This window comes from bacterium, from assembly GCA_023150945.1.
GTDB lineage: Bacteria > Zhuqueibacterota > Zhuqueibacteria > Zhuqueibacterales > Zhuqueibacteraceae > Coneutiohabitans.
Map to the genome: position 1 here is coordinate 21,645 of JAKLJX010000019.1, position 18,053 is coordinate 39,697.

At 60.1% G+C, this 18,053-nt stretch carries 11 protein-coding genes; 4 read left to right on the forward strand and 7 right to left on the reverse strand.

The features are described 5' to 3' along the window. Nucleotides 1–15: 15 nt before the first annotated feature. The 6 genes from L6R21_21130 to L6R21_21155 all read right to left on the reverse strand — a co-directional run bounded on the left by L6R21_21130 (nucleotide 16) and on the right by L6R21_21155 (nucleotide 9,057). Nucleotides 16–1,062, reverse strand: a complete 1,047-nt coding sequence (locus tag L6R21_21130) for an alcohol dehydrogenase family protein (GenBank protein ID MCK6561711.1) — start codon at nucleotides 1,060–1,062, stop codon at nucleotides 16–18. Between the two features lie 284 nt (nucleotides 1,063–1,346). Further along, on the reverse strand, nucleotides 1,347–1,727 hold the full coding sequence (locus L6R21_21135; GenBank protein MCK6561712.1) for a DUF2255 family protein: 381 nt from the start codon (nucleotides 1,725–1,727) through the stop codon (nucleotides 1,347–1,349). A gap of 8 nt (nucleotides 1,728–1,735) precedes the next feature. Next, a complete protein-coding gene (locus tag L6R21_21140) occupies nucleotides 1,736–5,035 on the reverse strand; it encodes a S41 family peptidase (protein ID MCK6561713.1) in 3,300 nt (1,099 codons plus the stop codon). A gap of 151 nt (nucleotides 5,036–5,186) precedes the next feature. Next, complete coding sequence (locus tag L6R21_21145) at nucleotides 5,187–5,438, reverse strand: hypothetical protein (protein MCK6561714.1); 252 nt, start codon at nucleotides 5,436–5,438, stop codon at nucleotides 5,187–5,189. Nucleotides 5,439–5,693: 255 nt separating this feature from the next. Continuing rightward, entirely contained in the window at nucleotides 5,694–8,309 is a 2,616-nt protein-coding gene (gene clpB / locus L6R21_21150) for an ATP-dependent chaperone ClpB (protein MCK6561715.1), read from the reverse strand. A 550-nt stretch (nucleotides 8,310–8,859) separates the two neighbouring features. After that, the gene (locus L6R21_21155; protein ID MCK6561716.1) at nucleotides 8,860–9,057 is read right to left on the reverse strand and encodes a hypothetical protein; all 198 of its coding nucleotides are present in this window, start codon (nucleotides 9,055–9,057) and stop codon (nucleotides 8,860–8,862) included. A gap of 178 nt (nucleotides 9,058–9,235) precedes the next feature. On the opposite strand from L6R21_21155, the gene L6R21_21160 reads away from it, so the two are divergent. From L6R21_21160 to L6R21_21175, 4 genes are all read left to right on the forward strand, one after another. Beyond that, on the forward strand, nucleotides 9,236–10,135 hold the full coding sequence (locus tag L6R21_21160; protein ID MCK6561717.1) for a toast rack family protein: 900 nt from the start codon (nucleotides 9,236–9,238) through the stop codon (nucleotides 10,133–10,135). Nucleotides 10,136–10,159: 24 nt separating this feature from the next. Continuing rightward, nucleotides 10,160–12,589, forward strand: coding sequence for a PP2C family protein-serine/threonine phosphatase (locus L6R21_21165; GenBank protein ID MCK6561718.1), 2,430 nt, complete (start codon nucleotides 10,160–10,162; stop codon nucleotides 12,587–12,589). Nucleotides 12,590–12,661: 72 nt separating this feature from the next. Further along, on the forward strand, nucleotides 12,662–13,840 hold the full coding sequence (locus L6R21_21170) for a hypothetical protein (protein MCK6561719.1): 1,179 nt from the start codon (nucleotides 12,662–12,664) through the stop codon (nucleotides 13,838–13,840). Nucleotides 13,841–14,180: 340 nt separating this feature from the next. Next, nucleotides 14,181–15,836, forward strand: coding sequence for a carboxypeptidase regulatory-like domain-containing protein (locus L6R21_21175; protein ID MCK6561720.1), 1,656 nt, complete (start codon nucleotides 14,181–14,183; stop codon nucleotides 15,834–15,836). A 152-nt stretch (nucleotides 15,837–15,988) separates the two neighbouring features. Here L6R21_21175 and L6R21_21180 read toward each other — a convergent pair whose 3' ends face one another. Next, nucleotides 15,989–18,025, reverse strand: coding sequence for an oligopeptide transporter, OPT family (locus L6R21_21180; GenBank protein MCK6561721.1), 2,037 nt, complete (start codon nucleotides 18,023–18,025; stop codon nucleotides 15,989–15,991). Nucleotides 18,026–18,053 lie beyond the last annotated feature (28 nt).

Here is an 18,053-nt window from a genome sequence, read left to right on the forward strand (position 1 = left end):
ATTCAGGTTGGGAGGTCAGGGCTGCAAAATCACTTTGGTGCAGTTTTCCCGCTTTTCATCGAAGATTTGGTAGCCCTGTGGACCGCGTGAGAGGGGGAGACGATGCGAGATGATCCTGGCCGGCTCATATTTTCTTTGTTGCAGAATGGGCAGCAAACGCTCAGCGTAGAATCGTGCGGAGCAACGGCCGGTGCGGTAGGTGAGATTTTTGTCGTAGGCTTCGCCGGGCGAAAAGGCAAACGTGGGCGCGTGATGCACACCCGCGGCTGCGATGATCCCGCCCGGCCGCACCAAAGCGAACGCCAGCTCCATCGCTGCTTCGTGGCCCACGGCCTCCATCACTGCCTCCACGCCGCGGCCCGCGGTCGCTGCGGCCACCCACGCCAGCGGATCCGTCTGCTCGAAGTTGATGCTGATCGCGCCAAAATATTCCGCCAGTGCCAGCCGCGCCGGCTGGTTGTCGATTGCATAAATTTGTTCCGCGCCCAGCTCGCGGCTCGCGATGATCGCCATCAAACCCACCGGGCCGCAGCCGATCACCGCATACCCGCCGCCCGGCTTCACTTCCGCCCTCTCTGCGCAAAAATAACCGGTCGCCAGAACATCACCCGCCAGTAGAGCCTCTTCCAACAGCACGTTTTCCGGAATCGCGAGCAACGTTGCCTCGGCATGCGGTACGCGCACGAACTCCGCCTGGCCGCCCTGCAGACCCATGCCGTTTTGCACCCAACCGAACAGCCGGCTGTGCGAGCAGCGCGCCGTCAAGCCGATGCGGCAAAAGAAGCACTCGCCACAATTCGTCGTGAAGGGCGCGAACACCCGATCGCCGCGTTTGAACTTTTTCACCTCGCGCCCGGCCGCGACGATTTCTCCGGCAAACTCGTGCCCCATCACCGTGCCGGGGTCCAGGCCTTTTTCGCGCTCGTGATAAACGTGCAGATCCGAACCGCAAATGCCGGCGAGCTGGACTTTGAGAATGACCTCGGTGGGCGCTTGCAGCGCGGGATCAGGAACCGATTCGTAGCGGAGGTCTTGTTTGCCGTGAAAGGTGAGGGCGCGCATGGGAAAGTCGTGATGCACCGTGGGACGCGATGATTCACTTGGAATTCAATGCAACAACGATTCGGATCGAGGAAGCCAGTGCGACCGGCACATGCGATGATCCTGATGAGCATGACCGTGCGAGCGCGGACGAAGAAGCTCGTGCTCGGTTGCCGTGATTTCGTCGTCCTGCCGCCTCGTGGGGCATTGTTCCAACCCGTGAATTCATTGACTTCAAGAGCGACCCACGAGGGGTTGGGTTTGCTAAATATCAAGGTAACTGTGCACTTCAAAGCAACAAAGCACTAGCTTGGCAGCAACTCCAGCGTGGTCGCGCGGCGCTTGGGTTGGGCAAAGCCTTGCACGTACTGACGGGAGCCGGGCGTGGGATATTTCTCGCCGTAGGCTTGATCGATTGCGTCGAACAGCCGTTCTCCTCTGGCTTTGCGCGCGACGACGGGCAATTCCCGCTCCGCGACTTGCAGGCGGCCGCGCGGCTCCTTGCGAAAGGCTTGATACCAGCCGTTCGGCTTGTTGTTCCACGTACGAACGAAGAGGCGATCCTGCACGACCACGAACCACACGCCGGTGAAGCGGTGCGGTTGTGAGCCGGCGCGCAGGCCGATGATTTTGGCGGTCCGCAGCGCGGCCAGCACGGTTTTGGGAAAATGCCGTCGGGTGTTCATGGCCACACTCATTCGGGCAGCGGCAGATGCGGCCGGCCATCGAAGGCCGGCAGCTCGACACCTTTCACTTCCAACAGGCGCAGGGCTTCGGCAATCGCGCGCTCGAGTTGTGGATCTTCGCCGCGCAGATGCGCATTAGGATCGAAATCGACTTCGATGTCCGGCTCGACGCCGTAGTTTTCCACCTGCCATTTGACGTCGGCAAACCAGAACGAGTATTGCGGCTGCGTGGTGCGGCCGCCGTCGGCGAGATTGTAACGCCGGTCGATGCCGATCACGCCGCCCCAGGTGCGCTTGCCGATCAGCGGGCCGATCTTGAGCAGCTTGAAGCTGTGACAAAAAATGTCGCCATCCGAGCCGGCATGTTCGTTGGTGAGCGTGACGATCGGGCCGCGCATGGCGTGTTCGGGATAAGGATCGGGCGCGCCCCAGCGTTTCACGTCATAACCGAGCGGCCGGCGAATGAGCTTCTCCAGCAACAATTGCGAAACATTGCCCCCGCCGTTGTAGCGCACGTCAACGATCAAGCCGAGCTTGTTCGATTGCGCCAGGTAAGAGCGGTGAAACTCGATCAATCCCTGCGTCCCCATGTCGGGAACATGCAAATAGCCGATGCGATTGCCGGTGGCTTCGGCCACGCACGCGGCATTGCGCTCCACCCAGGCGCGATAGCGCAGCGGGTATTCCGAATACAGCGTCTTGACGACCACTTTGCGCGGCTTGCTTTCCGGCGCCGGGGACTGCACCGTCAAAGTGACCTCTTGTCCGGCCAAGTTTGCCAGCAAATGCCCAGGCGTCACGGTCGCGCTCAGCGTCACGCCGCCGATTTCCAGCAACGCCTCGCCTTCCGTAATGTTGGCGCCCGGCGCGCTGAGCGGCGAAAAGTTATCTTTGAGCCAGACATCGCCGCGATAGATCTTTCTGATGATATACCGGTTCTGCGCCGCCTCGAACATCAGATCCGCGCCGAGGCGGCCGATGGAATAATACGGCGGCTGGCGATAATCGCCGCCGCTTTCGTAGGCGTGCGAGGTGCCCAACTCGCCCTGCATTTCCCAGATCAAATCGGAAAACTCGGCGCGCGTGGCGATGCGATCGATGAGGGGATAGTAGCGATCATACACCTTGTGCCAGTCCACGCCCGACATGTTTTCATTCCAGAAGAATTCGCGTTGCAGCCGCCAGGCTTCGCGAAACATCTGGCGCCACTCTGCGCGCGGGTCAACCGAAAGTTTGACCCGGCTGAGATCGAGCCAGCCGTTTTTGCGGCTCGGCGAGGCATCGCTGTTTTCCGCCGGCTTTTCGCCCGCTTTCAACACGCGTATGCGGCGGCCGCTGCGATAGCTCAAGGTTTTGCCGCCGTTCGCCACCTGCAGCGACTGCACATCGCTGGCAATCACTTCCAATTTGTGGTTGGTGAAATCGTAGACCCACAGCGTGCCCTTTTCATCGTCGTCCTCGAGCGCGGAAGAATCGCCGAGATCGGCGCGGCCGCGCACCGGAAAGGAAGTGAAGACCACCTTGTCCTTGATGCCCATGACTTCGCCGTACAGGCCCTCCTTCACGGGAAATTCCACCATGCGATATCGCATGCCGTCGAGATCGATCTGCAGCGTTTCTTCCGCTTTGGATTTTTCGGGGGCTTCCGCCTCCGCGGCTCCGCTCTCGCCATTGGCTTTGGCCGCCTGGCCGTTGGCTTTGCCGCCGTTTGCCGGCAGCCGAGGAGCGCTTTCTTCGCCGGGCGCGGCCGGCATGGGGATGAAGGGGCTGGCCAATTCCTTGCGCAGAGTCAGCAAGTACGGTTTGTACGCGCCCGGGAAACTCACCACGAATTGCACGGAATCATTGACGGGATTGAGCACGCGTGCGGAGAGAAAATACAGATAGCGGCCGTCAGGATCGAAGCTCGGCCTGAGATCGCGCAACACCGGCTGCGTCACCTGATGGATCGCGCCGGAGGCAATCTCGCACAGGAAAATGGCGCGCTGGTTTTCGTTGATCGGTTTGCTGTACGCCAGCCAGCGGCCGTCGGGCGCATAGGTCAGGTCGAAGATTTCAGCATAAGGATTCTGGTCCAGGCGGCGGCCGCTGCCGGTTTCCACGTCAACCACCCAAAGGTCCAGGCGGCTGGTGGTGAGCGCCACCTGCAGCGCCGAGGGGGAAGCGATGAGTGATTGAATGCGGCCGGGTGGCGAAGGAATCACGCGCTCGGCTTCGTGCAGCGGCTCGCTGGAAAACACCACCAGCTTTTCTTCGCCGTCATCCTGATCGTTGATGGCCACCAGCCGCTGGCCGTCATGCAGCCAGCGCACCAGGCGATGGCGGGCGCCCTCGCGCGGGCCGTATTGCAACGGGGAGTTTTCCCAATTGGGCATGGTGAAGAGTTTGCCGCGCGCCGAGAGCGCGATGGCATGCCCGCGGGGATGGAGATGATAGTTTTCCAGATAACGCGAGGCGGTGGTGAATTTGCGCTGAGTTTGCACCATCGGGCTGCGCCAGGCAATGGGAATCAGCCGGGTTTGGCGGGTGACCGTGTCGAGCGCATACAGATCTGCGCCGGCCTGATAGACGATGGTGTGGCCGTCGGTGGACGGATGACGCACAAAAAAATCGCGATGATTGGTTTCGGCGCGCAAATCGCCGCCGGCCAGCGTGCAGGAATAGAGGTTGCCGACGCCGTCGTGATCGGAAGCGAAATAGATGCGGCCGTTGATCCACATAGGCGCATTGGGATTGCCGCGCGGCAGCGGCAATTTCACGAAGTTGCCGCTGCCCTGGTGATCGAGCCAGATTTCACCGGCGGTGCCGCCGCGATAGCGTTTCCAGCGCGCGTTGTCGTCGTTGTTGCGGCCCAGCGCCATGCCCGGGCCGTCCGGCTGCAGGGAGAGATTGAGCGTGGGACAATTCAAAAAGAGTTGCGGATATTCGCCGGTCAGCGAAACGCGATAGACGAGGGGACGGTCGTGTGGAATCGCGGCCTGATGCGAGCTGAGAAACAACACCGCGCTGCTGTCCTTTGCCCATGCCGCGATCTTGGCGACGTTGCCGAGAAAAGTGAGGCGCCGCATTTCTCCGCCTTCCGCGGGCATGAGATAGACGTCGGGCTGGCCTTCTTCGCGGCCGCAAAACGCCAACCAGCGACCGTTGGGGGAGAGGCGGGGGAAACTGACCATGCCAAGATTGCTCGTGAGTCGCCGTGCAATTCCGCCGGCCAGAGGCACGCTCCACAAGTCATCTTCGCAAATGAAGACAACGTGATCGCCCTGCACCGTCGGATGATGATAGTAACCTTGGCGAGCTTCCGCCACGTGAGCCTCCTTGCATCGCGCGCTTGAGGTGAGAGGGGGCAAGAGACAGGCGTCTTTGCTGAGCTTGTTCTGATGCGAAGCAATCTACAGAATGCGGCACAGCAAAGCAAGGCGGAAGTTGAGGGGGAAAGCGGCAGCGATTCTTGCAGCCTCAGGCTGTCGCAGGCCGGCTCAGACCCTTCCGGCGCGATGATTCATTGATGAGTTTTTTGACCTCGTCGCGTTGCCTTGCGCTCAAGGAAGAGGCCGGCTCGGGCGAGTTGTCAGCAACCAGATCCACGATATATTTCCGTAAAGCTTTGTTGATATGATCGGTGCTCGTCAGACCTCCCTGTCGGGCTTCCGCCTCAAACCAGGCAATAAGATCGGCTTCCAGCGCCAGCGTGACTTTTCGTTTTGGCATCTTCGAGTTGGCGGGCACGTCATGACGGGATTTTTTGAGCCGTGCGCTTGCCGGAATCTCCGGTATCTCTATTGCGGCATCATCGGGTTACTTCTTCATACCTTGTCCTTTCTTGGGCGGAGGCTTGGCGCGCCTATTCGCCTTATTGCTTTTAGCTCTCTTGCTCCCAAGCATGCCCAGACGAAAACAGGCTGGCCAGTTGATTGGGCCAGCCTGTTCACTTCGCACACCCACCGCATGCCAGCAATTTGCCTTCTATTTCACCCTTTCATAAACCAACCTGCCGTCCTTCGCATCGAGGCGCAGCTTGTCGCCTTTGGCCAGCTCACCGCCCAGGATGCGGGTGGCCAGCTCGTTGATGATTTGCCGCTGCATCAAGCGTTTGAGCGGCCGGGCGCCGAACACCGGATCGTAACCTTGCTCCGCAAGCAGGTTCTTCGCCGCGTCCGTCAGCGTTGCCTCAATGCCTTGCCGTTGCAAGACGGTATCCACCAGGCGTTTGAATTGGATGTCGACGATGTCGTGAATATGCGCTTTTGAGAGCGGATGAAACATGATGATCTCGTCGACGCGGTTCAGAAATTCCGGGCGCAGCTTGCGCCGCACCATCTCCAGCACGTCACCTTTGGTGTATCTATAAATCTGCTCCTGATTCTCGTCCTTGGCATGCTCGAAGCGCTGCATGATCACCTCCGCGCCGATGTTCGAGGTCATGATGATGATCGTGTTCTTGAAATTCACGAGGTGGCCCTTGCTGTCCGTCAGGCGGCCGTCCTCCAGCACTTGCAGGAGGATATTGAAAACGTCCGGATGCGCCTTTTCAATTTCATCGAGCAGGATCACGGCGTAAGGCCGGCGACGGATGGCTTCGGTGAGCTGGCCGCCTTCTTCATAACCTACATATCCCGGCGGCGCGCCGATCAGGCGCGAAACGTTGAATTGTTCCATGTATTCCGACATGTCGAGCCGCACCACGGCGTTCTCATCATCGAACATGAATTCCGCCAATGCGCGCGCTAATTCGGTTTTGCCGACGCCGGTGGGGCCGAGAAAGATGAACGAGCCGATGGGCCGGGTTTCTTCGCTCAGGCCCGCCCGCGAGCGGCGCACGGCAAATGACACCGCCTCAATCGCTTCATCCTGGCCGACAACGCGCTGGCGCAAGCGATCGGCCATCTTCAGAATTTTTTCCTTTTCGCTTTCCAGCATGCGCGCCACGGGAATGCCGGTCCACCGCGCTACCACTTCGGCAATATCCGACTCTGTGACTTCCTCATTCAACAGCGCGCCGGCTTTGTGCAAATCCGCCAATTTCGCATTGAGCACGCCAAGTTGTTTCTCCAGGCCCGGCAGCGTGCCGTAGCGCAGCTCCGCAACTTTGTTCAAATCGCCGGCGCGCTCGGCTTTTTCCGCCTGCAGCTTGGCCTGTTCCATCTGCTCCTTCACGCTGCGAATTTGCTTGATGGTGTCCTTCTCGACCTGCCAGCGCGCCTTGAGCTGCGTCGCTTGTTCTTTGAGATTGCCCAACTCTTCCTTGAGTTTCGCCAGCCGTTCTTTCGAAGGGGCATCGCTTTCTTTTTTCAATGCCACCTGTTCGATTTCGAGTTGCTTGATCCGGCGTTCGATTTCGTCAATCTCTTCCGGCATCGAGTCGATCTCCGTGCGCAATTTTGCCGCCGACTCATCGATCAAATCAATCGCCTTGTCCGGCAAAAAACGTTCGGAAATGTAACGCTGTGACAGGGTAGCCGCTGCCACAATCGCGGAATCCGCGATGCGCACGCCGTGATGCACTTCGTACCGTTCTTTCAAGCCGCGCAAGATCGAGATGGTATCTTCCACCGACGGCTCATCCACCAGCACCGGCTGAAAGCGGCGCTCCAATGCTTTGTCTTTTTCAATGTATTTGCGATACTCGTCCAACGTCGTGGCGCCGATCAAGCGCAGCTCGCCGCGTGACAGCATGGGCTTGAGCATGTTGGCGGCATCCACCGCGCCCTCGGCCGCGCCCGCGCCCACCATGGTGTGCAGCTCGTCGATGAAAAGAATGATCTCGCCTTCCGCGTTTTGGATTTCCTTCAACACGGCTTTGAGGCGCTCCTCGAACTCGCCGCGATATTTCGCGCCCGCCACCAGCGTCGCCATTTCGATTTGAATGAGGCGCTTGTTTTTCAGCGATTCCGGCACGTCGCCGTGCGCGATGCGCTGCGCGATGCCTTCGACAATCGCGGTTTTGCCGACGCCGGGATCGCCGACGAGCACGGGATTGTTTTTGGTGCGCCGCGACAAGACCTGCACCGCCCGCCGGATTTCCTCGTCGCGGCCGATCACCGGATCGAGTTTGCCGCTGCGTGCAAGCTCGGTGACATCGCGGCCGAAGCGCTCCAACGCCTGATATTTGCCTTCGGGATTCTGGTCGGTCACGCGCTGCGTGCCGCGAATCTCCTTCAGCACTTTGAAAATGTTGTCACGCGTCACGCCCTGCTGCCGCAAGAGCTGGCCGGCTGCGCCTTGTTTTTCTTCCGCAATCGCAATCAGCAAATGCTCGCTGCTGACGTATTCGTCCTTGAGCTGGCGCATTTCGTTTTGCGCCTGATTGAACACATTCGCCAGCCGGTTCGAAACGTAAATGTTGCCGCCGGCGCCGGAGACGCGCGGCATGCGCCGCAACTCATCTTCCAGGCGGCTTTGCGCCAGGCTCACATTCGCGCCCAGCTTTTTTAGAATTGCGACAGCAACGCCTTCGCTGTCACGCAACATCGCCTGCAACAGGTGTTCGACTTCGATCTGCTGCTGTCCGCCCTCGGCGGCGAGCTGCTGCGCGGCTGCCACGGCTTCCTGGGCTTTGAGAGTGAATTTATCGAGGGTCATGGTCTTTTCTCTGCGTTTCTGTATTCAGGACAATTTTCGCAAGGCAAAACATGAATGATTTAGCAGATTTCTTCTGAATAGCAACTGTTCATCTGGTGATGGACAAAGAGTGTACCACTGCCTAATTCCTGACAGGCTGGCAAAAAAGGAGAATTCCGCAGCAAAATATGGCAAAGGCCCGCCGGACATCATGACAGATGAGGGAAAGATCGGTGAGAATTCGTGTGCATGCGGTGTCAAAAGGAAAATCCGTACCGCCAATAGAATTTGTTTGCCGCTCAAATTCTCTTTCCTGGATACTGATTTGTGCGGCTTACACGCTGCCGCAAGTAGCATGCTTGGGAGCGAAACGAAACGGCCAATTTCAGGAGCCTGAAACACAAAGGCGAGGAGAGCAAGAATAGGATGAGAGCGCATAAGGTTCTGGGGAGAAGGAAACGGCTCAGCGAAGTAATCTCTCTACTGAAATCTGATGCAGGTTGCTCCGGCGGTCAAACACGCCTACAACAAGAGATCATTTTCCGCAGGCCGCGCCCAGATGACGTCCTATTCACTCAATCTTGGACTCCAGCTGCTGAGGCAACTTCCTGAAAACCTGCTTCTGTTTGCGAACGTTTCCGGCCTGCATATCCTTAAGTGCGCAGGCTCGTCCGAGAAAAAAACAAGCGGAGAGTCCCGGCAGGCCAGTTTTTCCGGCAGCCAGTTCGAATTTGGGCGTCACGGCAACTGGCCGGTTTCTTCTCTTCATATCATTTGCACGCGATCTCCCATTCCCAAAAAATCCCTTGCGCTTGTCCTCCGCCCGATGCAACTTGCCTACCAACTTTTGGAGTCACCCTGCGTAGAACCAAGCCGCCAACCCATCTTGCCGTCCGCATGCGCCGAGCCTGCGGCGGCCTTTCCGACCCTATCGTGTGAGGTGACATATGCTGAAATCAAGCGTGTTCTTGTTGCTGGGTGTGATGCTTGCCCTGGGGTGCCGCGAACGGCCGGCCGATCGGGAGAATTCAGGCGATCGTCGCCGCGCCGCGCGGATGGAGAAGGATTACCTGGTTGAAAAGCAGACGATACCGTTGACGGTTCAGAAGTCTTTGCGTTTGGAATTGGAGTGTACCGCCGGCCGCCTGGAACTGGCACCAATGACTTCCGGCGCGCTGGCAGAGCTGGATTTGGCCTTTGCCCGCGAAGAGCTGCGCCCGACCGTCGAATTTGACAGCACCGAGGCCGAAGCCACCCTGCGCGTTCGCAGCCCCCGCCAGCACACGGACAACATTGACTTCGACCGCCTGCGCGAAAACAACTGGCGTCTCAAGTTGTCGCCGCAGATTCCCATCACGTTTGATATCGAAGGCGGCGCCTTCGATGCCCTGCTCGATTTCAGCGGTTTGAAGGTCGCCGACCTCAAGCTCGACGTGGGTGCGGGCGAACTGGATCTTGAATTCAGTGGGCCCAATACGGAGTTGCCGGACCTGCGCATCAACTCCGGCGCCGCCTCGGTGGACGCGCGCGGCCTGTGTTTCGCCAACTTCCGGCGCTTCGTGTTCAATGGCGGTGCCGGCAAGTCCGAGTTGGAATTCGACGGCAGCTATGCCGGCGAAGGCGAGGTCGAGCTGAATTTCGGCGTGGGCGTCAACACCGTCTTGCTCAACCGCGAGCTGGGCGTGCGCATCCGCAAGGAAGGCTCGTTTCTGGCGCCCATGAGCTTGCGCGATTTCGTCAAACAGGGCGATACCTATTACTCTGAAAACTACGAGAATGCCGCGGCCAAGCTCCATTTCGACATCAAAATGGGCGTGGGCCACACTTCGATCCGTTGGATCAAGTAACTGCGATGCGGTGCTGCCACGATCATGAATTCTGAAGCCAAGCCTGCCTCTCCCCGCGAAAATCTCCTGCTGCTCGTGCTGGCGCTCGCGGGCGCGGCGCTGTTTTTCGCGCTGTTTCAGCGCGTGACCCCGGCCGCGAAACTGGGCCTCGAACTCAACCGCAGTGAGGCCGAAGCCACGGCGCGTGATTATCTCAAAGCGCTCGACCACAGCGCCGCCGGTTTCGACTACAACGTCACGCTGATCATCGACAACAAGCTGGAAAGCTTTCTGCAGGCGCAGAACGCCACGGTGGCACAGCGTGAAATCATCAGCCGCCATCATCCGGTGGCGGCGTGGGAGGTGATTTTTCGCCATCCCGAAACCAGCGAACGCTTCGAGCTCCGGCTTTCCCCGCAGGGCCAGGTGTTTCACTGCGAGCATTTGCTGCCCTCCAACGTCGAGGGGGAGCGCATCCCGCTGGCCTCCGCGCGCCTGCTGGTCCGTGACTTCCTGGCGCAGCACAAGGGCATCGATTGGCAGGCCTACGAAACCGTGGACGCGCAGATGATCAAGCAGGAAGCGCGCACGGATCACAACTTTATTTGGGAAAATCGCGCGCCGGCCGCCGGCGGCTTGCGGCTGCGCTTGAAAGCAATCGTGTTGGGCGACAAGGTCGGCGGCTGGATGCAGCAGGTGCAGTACCCGCGCGAGTTTTCGGAGTGGTATACCCGCCGCCTCAACACCGCCAACTGGTTCAAAGCCGCCGAGCAGGTGTTGCTCATTCTCATCTTCGTCATCAGTTTGGTGATTTTCGTTCTGCGCTTCCGCGCCGGCGAGGTCGGTTTGCGCAACGCCCTGTTGCTCGCCGGTTTCGTTTTCATCTGCGTGCTGTTGTTGTTCATCAATGTGCTGCCGGCGCAGGCGATCATCCGCGAGGGCCTGCTCTCCGACAACCGCAGTTTCTTCGTTTTCGCCACCTACCTCAATCTGCTGCTGATGACCCTGGCGGTGACGGTCGGCATCTTCATGGTGTGGATGAGCGGTGAATCGCTCACCCGGGAAGTCTGGCCCGAGAAGCTGCGCGCCTTTGACGCCCTCTTCACCGGCCGCCTGTTCTTTCCCGAGCTGGGCCAGGCACTGCTGCGCGGCAGCGGGTTGGCGTTCATCTATTTGGGCGCGGGCTATCTGCTATCCCACTTCTTGGTGAAGCAGCCCCGGCTGTGGCTGGTGGCCGGGCCTTACGACGAGGAAGTCTTTGCCGCGTTTGTGCCGTTTGGCCTGCCGCTACTGCTCGGCGTTTACAACAGCATTCTGCTCACCGCCTACGCGCCGCTGTTCACGCTGGGTTTCTTGCGGCGCCGTTTTCGCCAAACTTTCACGGCCGTTCTGCTCACACTGTTCTTTTTCGGCACCGTGTTCGACGGCATTTTCACCATTCACGATCGCTGGCTGCAAGCAGGGCTGGCGTTGGTGATCGGCATTGCCATCTACGTTTTCTATCTGCGTTATGACTTGCTCACGGTGACGGCGGGCTTGGGCATGGCAACGGCGTTGCCCAGCGCAATGAGCATGGCGGTGCAGCCGGACGGCGTTTTTCGCGCCGCCGGCGTGGTGTCGCTCGGCCTGCTCGCCGGTTTGTTGATCTACGGGTATGCCGCCGGCCGCCGCGGCAAGCCGGTCAGCGACCGCGCCATCACGCCGCGCTATGTGCGCTATCTCACCGAACGCGAGCGCCTGAAGATGGAGCTCGAAATCGCGCGCAAGGCGCAACTGCGCATGCTGCCGCAGTACATTCCTCAACTCGCCGGCCTCGACATTGCCGCGTGCTCCGAGCCGGCCAAGGAGGTCGGCGGCGATTACTATGACTTCGTGACGCTCGACGAAAACCGCCTGGGCGTGGTGATCGGCGACGTCTCCGGCAAGGGCATGCCGGCTGCGCTCTACATGACCCTCACCAAGGGTTTCCTGCAGGCGCATGCCTCACCGCACGCCTCGCCCAAGGAGATTCTCTGCCGCATCAATCGCGGTTTCTATGCCACTGCCGATCGCAACATGTTCGTGAGCCTGTTCTATCTCGTGATCGATCCCGTCACCCGCCGCCTGACCTGCGCGCGCGCCGGCCACAATCCCATCATCGTACACCAGTGCAACGGCGGCGGCGTGCGGCTGCTGCAGCCGCCGGGCATTGCGCTCGGCCTGGAGCGTGGGGAAATCTTCGAGCGCATCATTCAACAAGAACAGCACACGCTGGCGGCGGGCGACACCCTGGTGTTGTATACCGACGGCCTCACCGAAGCCATGAACCACCGCCGGGAGGAATTCGGTGAGCGCCGCCTGCTGGAGTTGATTGCCCGCAACCACAACGGCAGCGCCAGCAGCCTGCTCGAGGCCATTCGCAATGCGCACCGCCAATTCATCGGCCGCGAGGATCAGTACGATGATTTGACCTGCGTGGTGGTGAAGATCAGCTAGCGCACCCCGCCGCCCCGCCGCGGCCCGGGAATCCCATCCCCATTTTCCGCTTTACTCGAGGAGTCAGCAGACATGGTTCCCCACCTGCGCGACGATTTCAACCGCCGCTTCACCGCTGCGCGCTATCAAAATTTCCTCAAGATGCTGGATGAGGCCGCCGGCGCCAAAGTCGAATTCCGCGTGTGCGAGACCCCGGTGTTCATGCCCGAGGCGGTGCGGTTGAATTTCCAGCAGGCCGCGCTGGAACTGATGCAGCAGGTCAGCCAGCCCGCCTACCTCGCGGCGTCGCTGGCCGCTGTGCCCGCCGCCTTCCGCGTGCCGCACGACGATGAGCATCCCCTGTTTTTGGCCATCGACTTTGCCATCACACAGGATGACAACGGCCGGATGCAACCCAAGCTCATCGAGCTGCAGGGTTTTCCTTCGCTCTATGCCTACCAGCTCGTGCTGTGCCAAACTTTCATGCGCGCCTACGAGCTGGGCGAGCTGCGCTATCTTTTGGATGATTTGAGCGAGGCGGAATACCTCCGCATGTTTTGCACGGCGCTGCTCGCCGGCCATGATCCGGAAAACGTCATCCTGATGGAAATCGAGCCGGAGCAACAGAAAACCGCGGTGGATTTCGTGTGCACCGAACGCTTCACCGGGGTGAAGGCGGTGTGCATCACACAAGTGAAGAAGCGCGGCCGCCGCCTGTTCTACACCGCCAGCGGCCGGGAGATTCCAATTCACCGCATCTACAATCGCGTCATCATCGATGAGTTCGTCAAGAAAGGCCTGCCCATCGCTTTCGACTTTCGCGATGACTTGGAGGTGGAGTGGGCCGGGCATCCGAACTGGTATTTTCGCATCAGCAAATTTTCCCTGCCTTATCTCGACCATCCGGCGGTGCCGCGCACATTCTTTCTGCACACGCTCGAACGCTATCCCGAGCCGCTCAGTCACTATGTTCTGAAGCCGCTGTTCTCGTTTGCCGGCAGCGGCGTGGTAATCGACTTGAGCCGCGACCAGCTCGACGCGATTCCGGCAGCCGAACGCCGCAACTACATCCTGCAGGAGAAGATCTCTTACGCGCCGGTCATCCAAACGCCCAACGAGCCGGCCAAAGCCGAAATCCGCATGATGTTCATTTGGCATGATCAGCCCCGGCTGGTGAACTGGCTCGCCCGTCTGAGCAAAGGCAAGATGATGGGAGTCGATTACAACAAGAACAAGGATTGGATCGGATCTTCGGGATGCTTGTACGAATGAAGCGCCCGGCCGCCGCGGAGACGCAGATAGTGCCCATCCAAAAACACCGCCGCCCGGGCGCTTCGTCATGAGCAAGAGCGAGTTGCATTTGACTTGTGCACGCTTCAGGGCCAAGCGCCCGGGCAGTTTTTCCACTTCTGGACAGACACCAGATAACTTGCCCACCGCTGCGCTGCTGCGCCGGTTCTCGACTGCCCGGCGCCGCAACGGTTTGATGAAAATAGAAGCGCCCAATCATTTTGCCCCAAAAGCGATTCGCCCAGTTGGTTTGTTGAATTCCACGTTGACTGGCACAAACCCATCGCCTCCCTCCAGCGCCTCAATTCAAAAAGGAGTCTTGATGATCCGGCACTTGCGGCCCGCCCTTGCCCTGCTGGTGTGCATGAGCTTCTCTCTGCTGTTCGCGCAAAACACCCCCAATCTGCGGCTGTTGTGCGTGATCGATCCCACGCCGGCACCCGGCAATCCCGTGCGCTACAGCGAGGTCACGGGCTGCGGCGATCTCGCCTTTCTCGCCGGCTGGAGTTTCAACGGCGTCGCGCGCAACGTGTATGTCTATGAGGTCAGCGACCCGGCCGCGCCCCGCCAGCTCGCGGTGGTGCCGAGCAGCGGCTCGGTGTATGACGTGCAGATGCATGGCCGTTATCTCTTTGTGGCGGCGCAGAATCAAAACTACATTGACGTGTTTGATCTCATCGTTCCCGCCGCGCCGATACTGGTGAATCACTTCGAACCGCGCACGCCCAGCATCAGCCCGCATACGTTTTGGGTCGCGGGCAACGCGCTCTACATTGCCGACAACTTCGCGCCCGGCATCAGTGTTTTTGACATCGCCGACCGGCGGAACTTCATCGCCAAAGGGGTGATCAATCAGGGCTTTGGCACTTCGCATGACAACACCGTCATACGCGGCAAGCTCTACGCTGCCTTCATTTTCCCGCCCGCCGGGCTGTGGCTGGCGGATGTGCGTGAACCGTTCTCGCCAAGAAATCTTGCCACTGCGCGTTATCCCGGCGCGGGCACGCACAACGCCTGGCCGACCGAAGACGAGCGCTACGTGCTCACCACCGACGAAATCGGCGCCACGGCGCACAATCTCAAAATTTGGGACGCGCAGGCGCCCGGCAGTCTCAATCTCGTGGCGGAATATGAAGCCCGGCCCGGTGCGATCGTGCACAACGTCTACGTGCGCGGCCGCTACGCCTACATGAGTTACTACTGCGACGGCATCCGCATCGTCGATATTCTTGATCCGCTGCGGCCGGTGGAAGTCGCAGCGTATGATTTGAACGGCAATGCGCCGTGCAGCGGTTACAGCTCGACCTGGGGCATCTATCCCTTTGCGCGGAATATTTATGTGAGTGACATGAATCTCGGCTTGCACGTTTTCGAGTTCGATCAACATCCTGCGGCCAATCTCAAGGGCCGCGTGCAGGAGGCGGCCACCGGCGCTGCGATTGCCGGTGCCTATGTCTATTTGCCGGAGGAATTCCCCACCACTCGCAGCGATGCTGACGGCAACTATGAACTGCCGTGGTTCAAGGAAGGTGAAGTGCGGGTGGCGGCGGAGGCGCGCGGTTATCGCGGCGACACTTTGTTGGTCGAGGTGACGAGCAGCGGCATCACGCAGGTGGATTTCTTCTTGCAGAAGACAGCAACGCCGCTGGCCGGCCGGCCGCAGCCTTCTGCGCCGCGCGATTTCGCGCTGCTGCCAGGCTTTCCCAACCCGTTTTCAGCGAGCGTGCTGGCGGCGAAGGGAGGCGCCACGCGGCTCGCCTACCGGTTGCCGGAGCTGGCGCCGGTGCGGCTGGAGATTCGGAACATGCTGGGCCAGCGCGTGAGGACGTTGGTTGATCGGGTTCAGAATGCCGGCGAGTACCAGGTGAGTTGGGACGGCAGGGACGAGACCGGCCGGCCTTGCAGTGCGGGCGTTTACTTCGTGAAGCTGCAAGCAGGTGCGCAGGTGCAGCAGCAGAGGTTGACGGTGGTGAAGTGAGCGTTGTACCACGAAACACTCGAAATACACGAAATACTTCTGAGTGATTCCGAGCGTCATTCAGCAAGGAATCCTGTGAGGCGCAAGGCAGCGTGCCTGGGTCATCACAGGATCCCTGCTGGATGACAAGAGGAGATTCCAATTCCCGCAGCTCAGGCCGCCCGCGCCCGGCGCAGCGGAATGACCACCAGGGCAAACACGATCACGCCGAACATCAGCAGCGACATCCACGCCCCGCCGTTGCCGGCGACAAAGTCAAATTCCGCCACGCCGAACAGCAGCCTGGTGATCGACTCGAAATTCTCGAACGCCAACACCAACCCCGCCAACAGCACACCGGTGAGCGCCTCCCCGGCAATCAAGCCCGAGGCGATAAGCGTGCCGGTATTTTCGACGTTTTCTTTTGCCCCCGCCGCCAACTTCCTGCCGGCCACCCAGCGATCGACAAATAGCCGGATCAAGCCGCCGGTGAAAATCGCGAACGTGGTTTCGAAGGGCAAATACATGCCCACCGCGATCAGCATCGGCGAGGGCGCTTTGATCAAAATCAGCGCGCCGGAGAAGCACATGCCGAAGATGATCAAGCCCCACGGCATCTCGCCGCCGACAATGCCTTTGGCGAGCTGCGCCATCAATCCGGCTTGCGGCGCCGGCAGCAGGCGGTCGCCAATGCCGATGCCGCCGCTTTTGAGATTGCCTTCGTGCAAAATGATGATGGGCGCCACCAGCACAAAAGCGACCACGATGGTGCTCAATAAACAGGTGATTTCCATTTTGCGCGGGGTGCCGCCGAGCAAATGGCCGACCTTGAGGTCTTGAATCATGTCGCCGGCCATCGAAGTGGCGCAGGCCACCACCGCCGCCACGCCGAGCACCGCGCCCACGCCGCGCAGCCCGGTCACGCCGAAAGCCACCATCAGCAACGCGGCGATCACCAGCGTGGAAAGCGTCAAGCCCGACACCGGTTGATTCGAGCCGCCCACCAATCCCACCAGCCAGCCGCCCACCGCCGACAGCAGGAAGCCCATCACCAGCATCACCACCGCCGAGACGATCGCGCCGGTGACGCTTTGGCTGAAATAGTAATATAGCAGGCTCATGGGCACCACCAACACCGCGGTGGCGATGAGAATGATCTTGGGATCGAGATCCTGCTCCAGTCGCGACGGCGAAACCACGCGGCTGCCCTTGCGCAACGCGCGCTGAAACGCTTCACCCAGCGCGCCGCGCAGGCCCCACATGGTCTTCATCGCGCCCACGATCATCGCGCCCACGGCAATCGGCCGCACCTGGTTGTACCAAATCGAAAAGATGACTTCACTCATCTCCGGCGAGGCGCCGGACAGCATGAGGCGGCCGGGCAGTTCCGGATTGAGAAACACGGCCAGCGGAATGAAAACCAGCCAGGCAAGCACGCCGCCGGTAAAATTGATGGCAGCGACTTCATAACCGATGATGTAACCCACGCCCATGAGCGCCGGCGAAATTGCCGGCGTCGACAAGCGCAGTGCGCCGGTGTGCGCCACGTCGCCCATGGGGGTGCGATTGCTGCTGAAGTGGTGAATAAGCGATTGCGGCAGGCGAACCACCGTTTCCAGGCTTTCGCGAAAGATGGCGAGGCCCTTGCTGTCCTTGAAGATTTGGATCAGCATGCCCAAACCCATGGCGCCGAAGATGTACTTGGCGCCGCTTTCGCCATGCTGGCCGGCCTTGACGATTTCAAAGCAGGCGCGGCTCTCGGGAAAAGGCAGATCGGAATCGACGGTCAACGTGCGGCGCAGCAAGATGATGAAGAGCACGCCCAGCACACCGCCGATAAGCAGCATCATCGAGGTTTCCCAATAGCGGAAACTCGTCCACAAGCGCTCGCCGTTCATTTCCACGATGACGAACGCCGGCACGGTAAAGATGGCGCCCGCCACCAGGGCCTCGCCCACCGCCGCGGCGATACGCATGGTATTCTGCTCGAGAATGCTGCCGCGAAAGAACGGCAGCCGAAACGCGGCAATGGCAATCACCGCCGCCGGGAACGTCGCGGATACGGTCTGGCCGGCTTTCAGTCCGAGATAGGCATTGGCGGCGCCCAACACCGCGGCCATCACCAGGCCGAGGATGAGCGCCTTGGCCGTCATTTCCGGCATCGAGGTTTCTGCAGGAACATAAGGCTGCTCGCCAGGTTTTTCCGGCATTCCTTCCTCCCTTCGGGTTCAAGTGGTT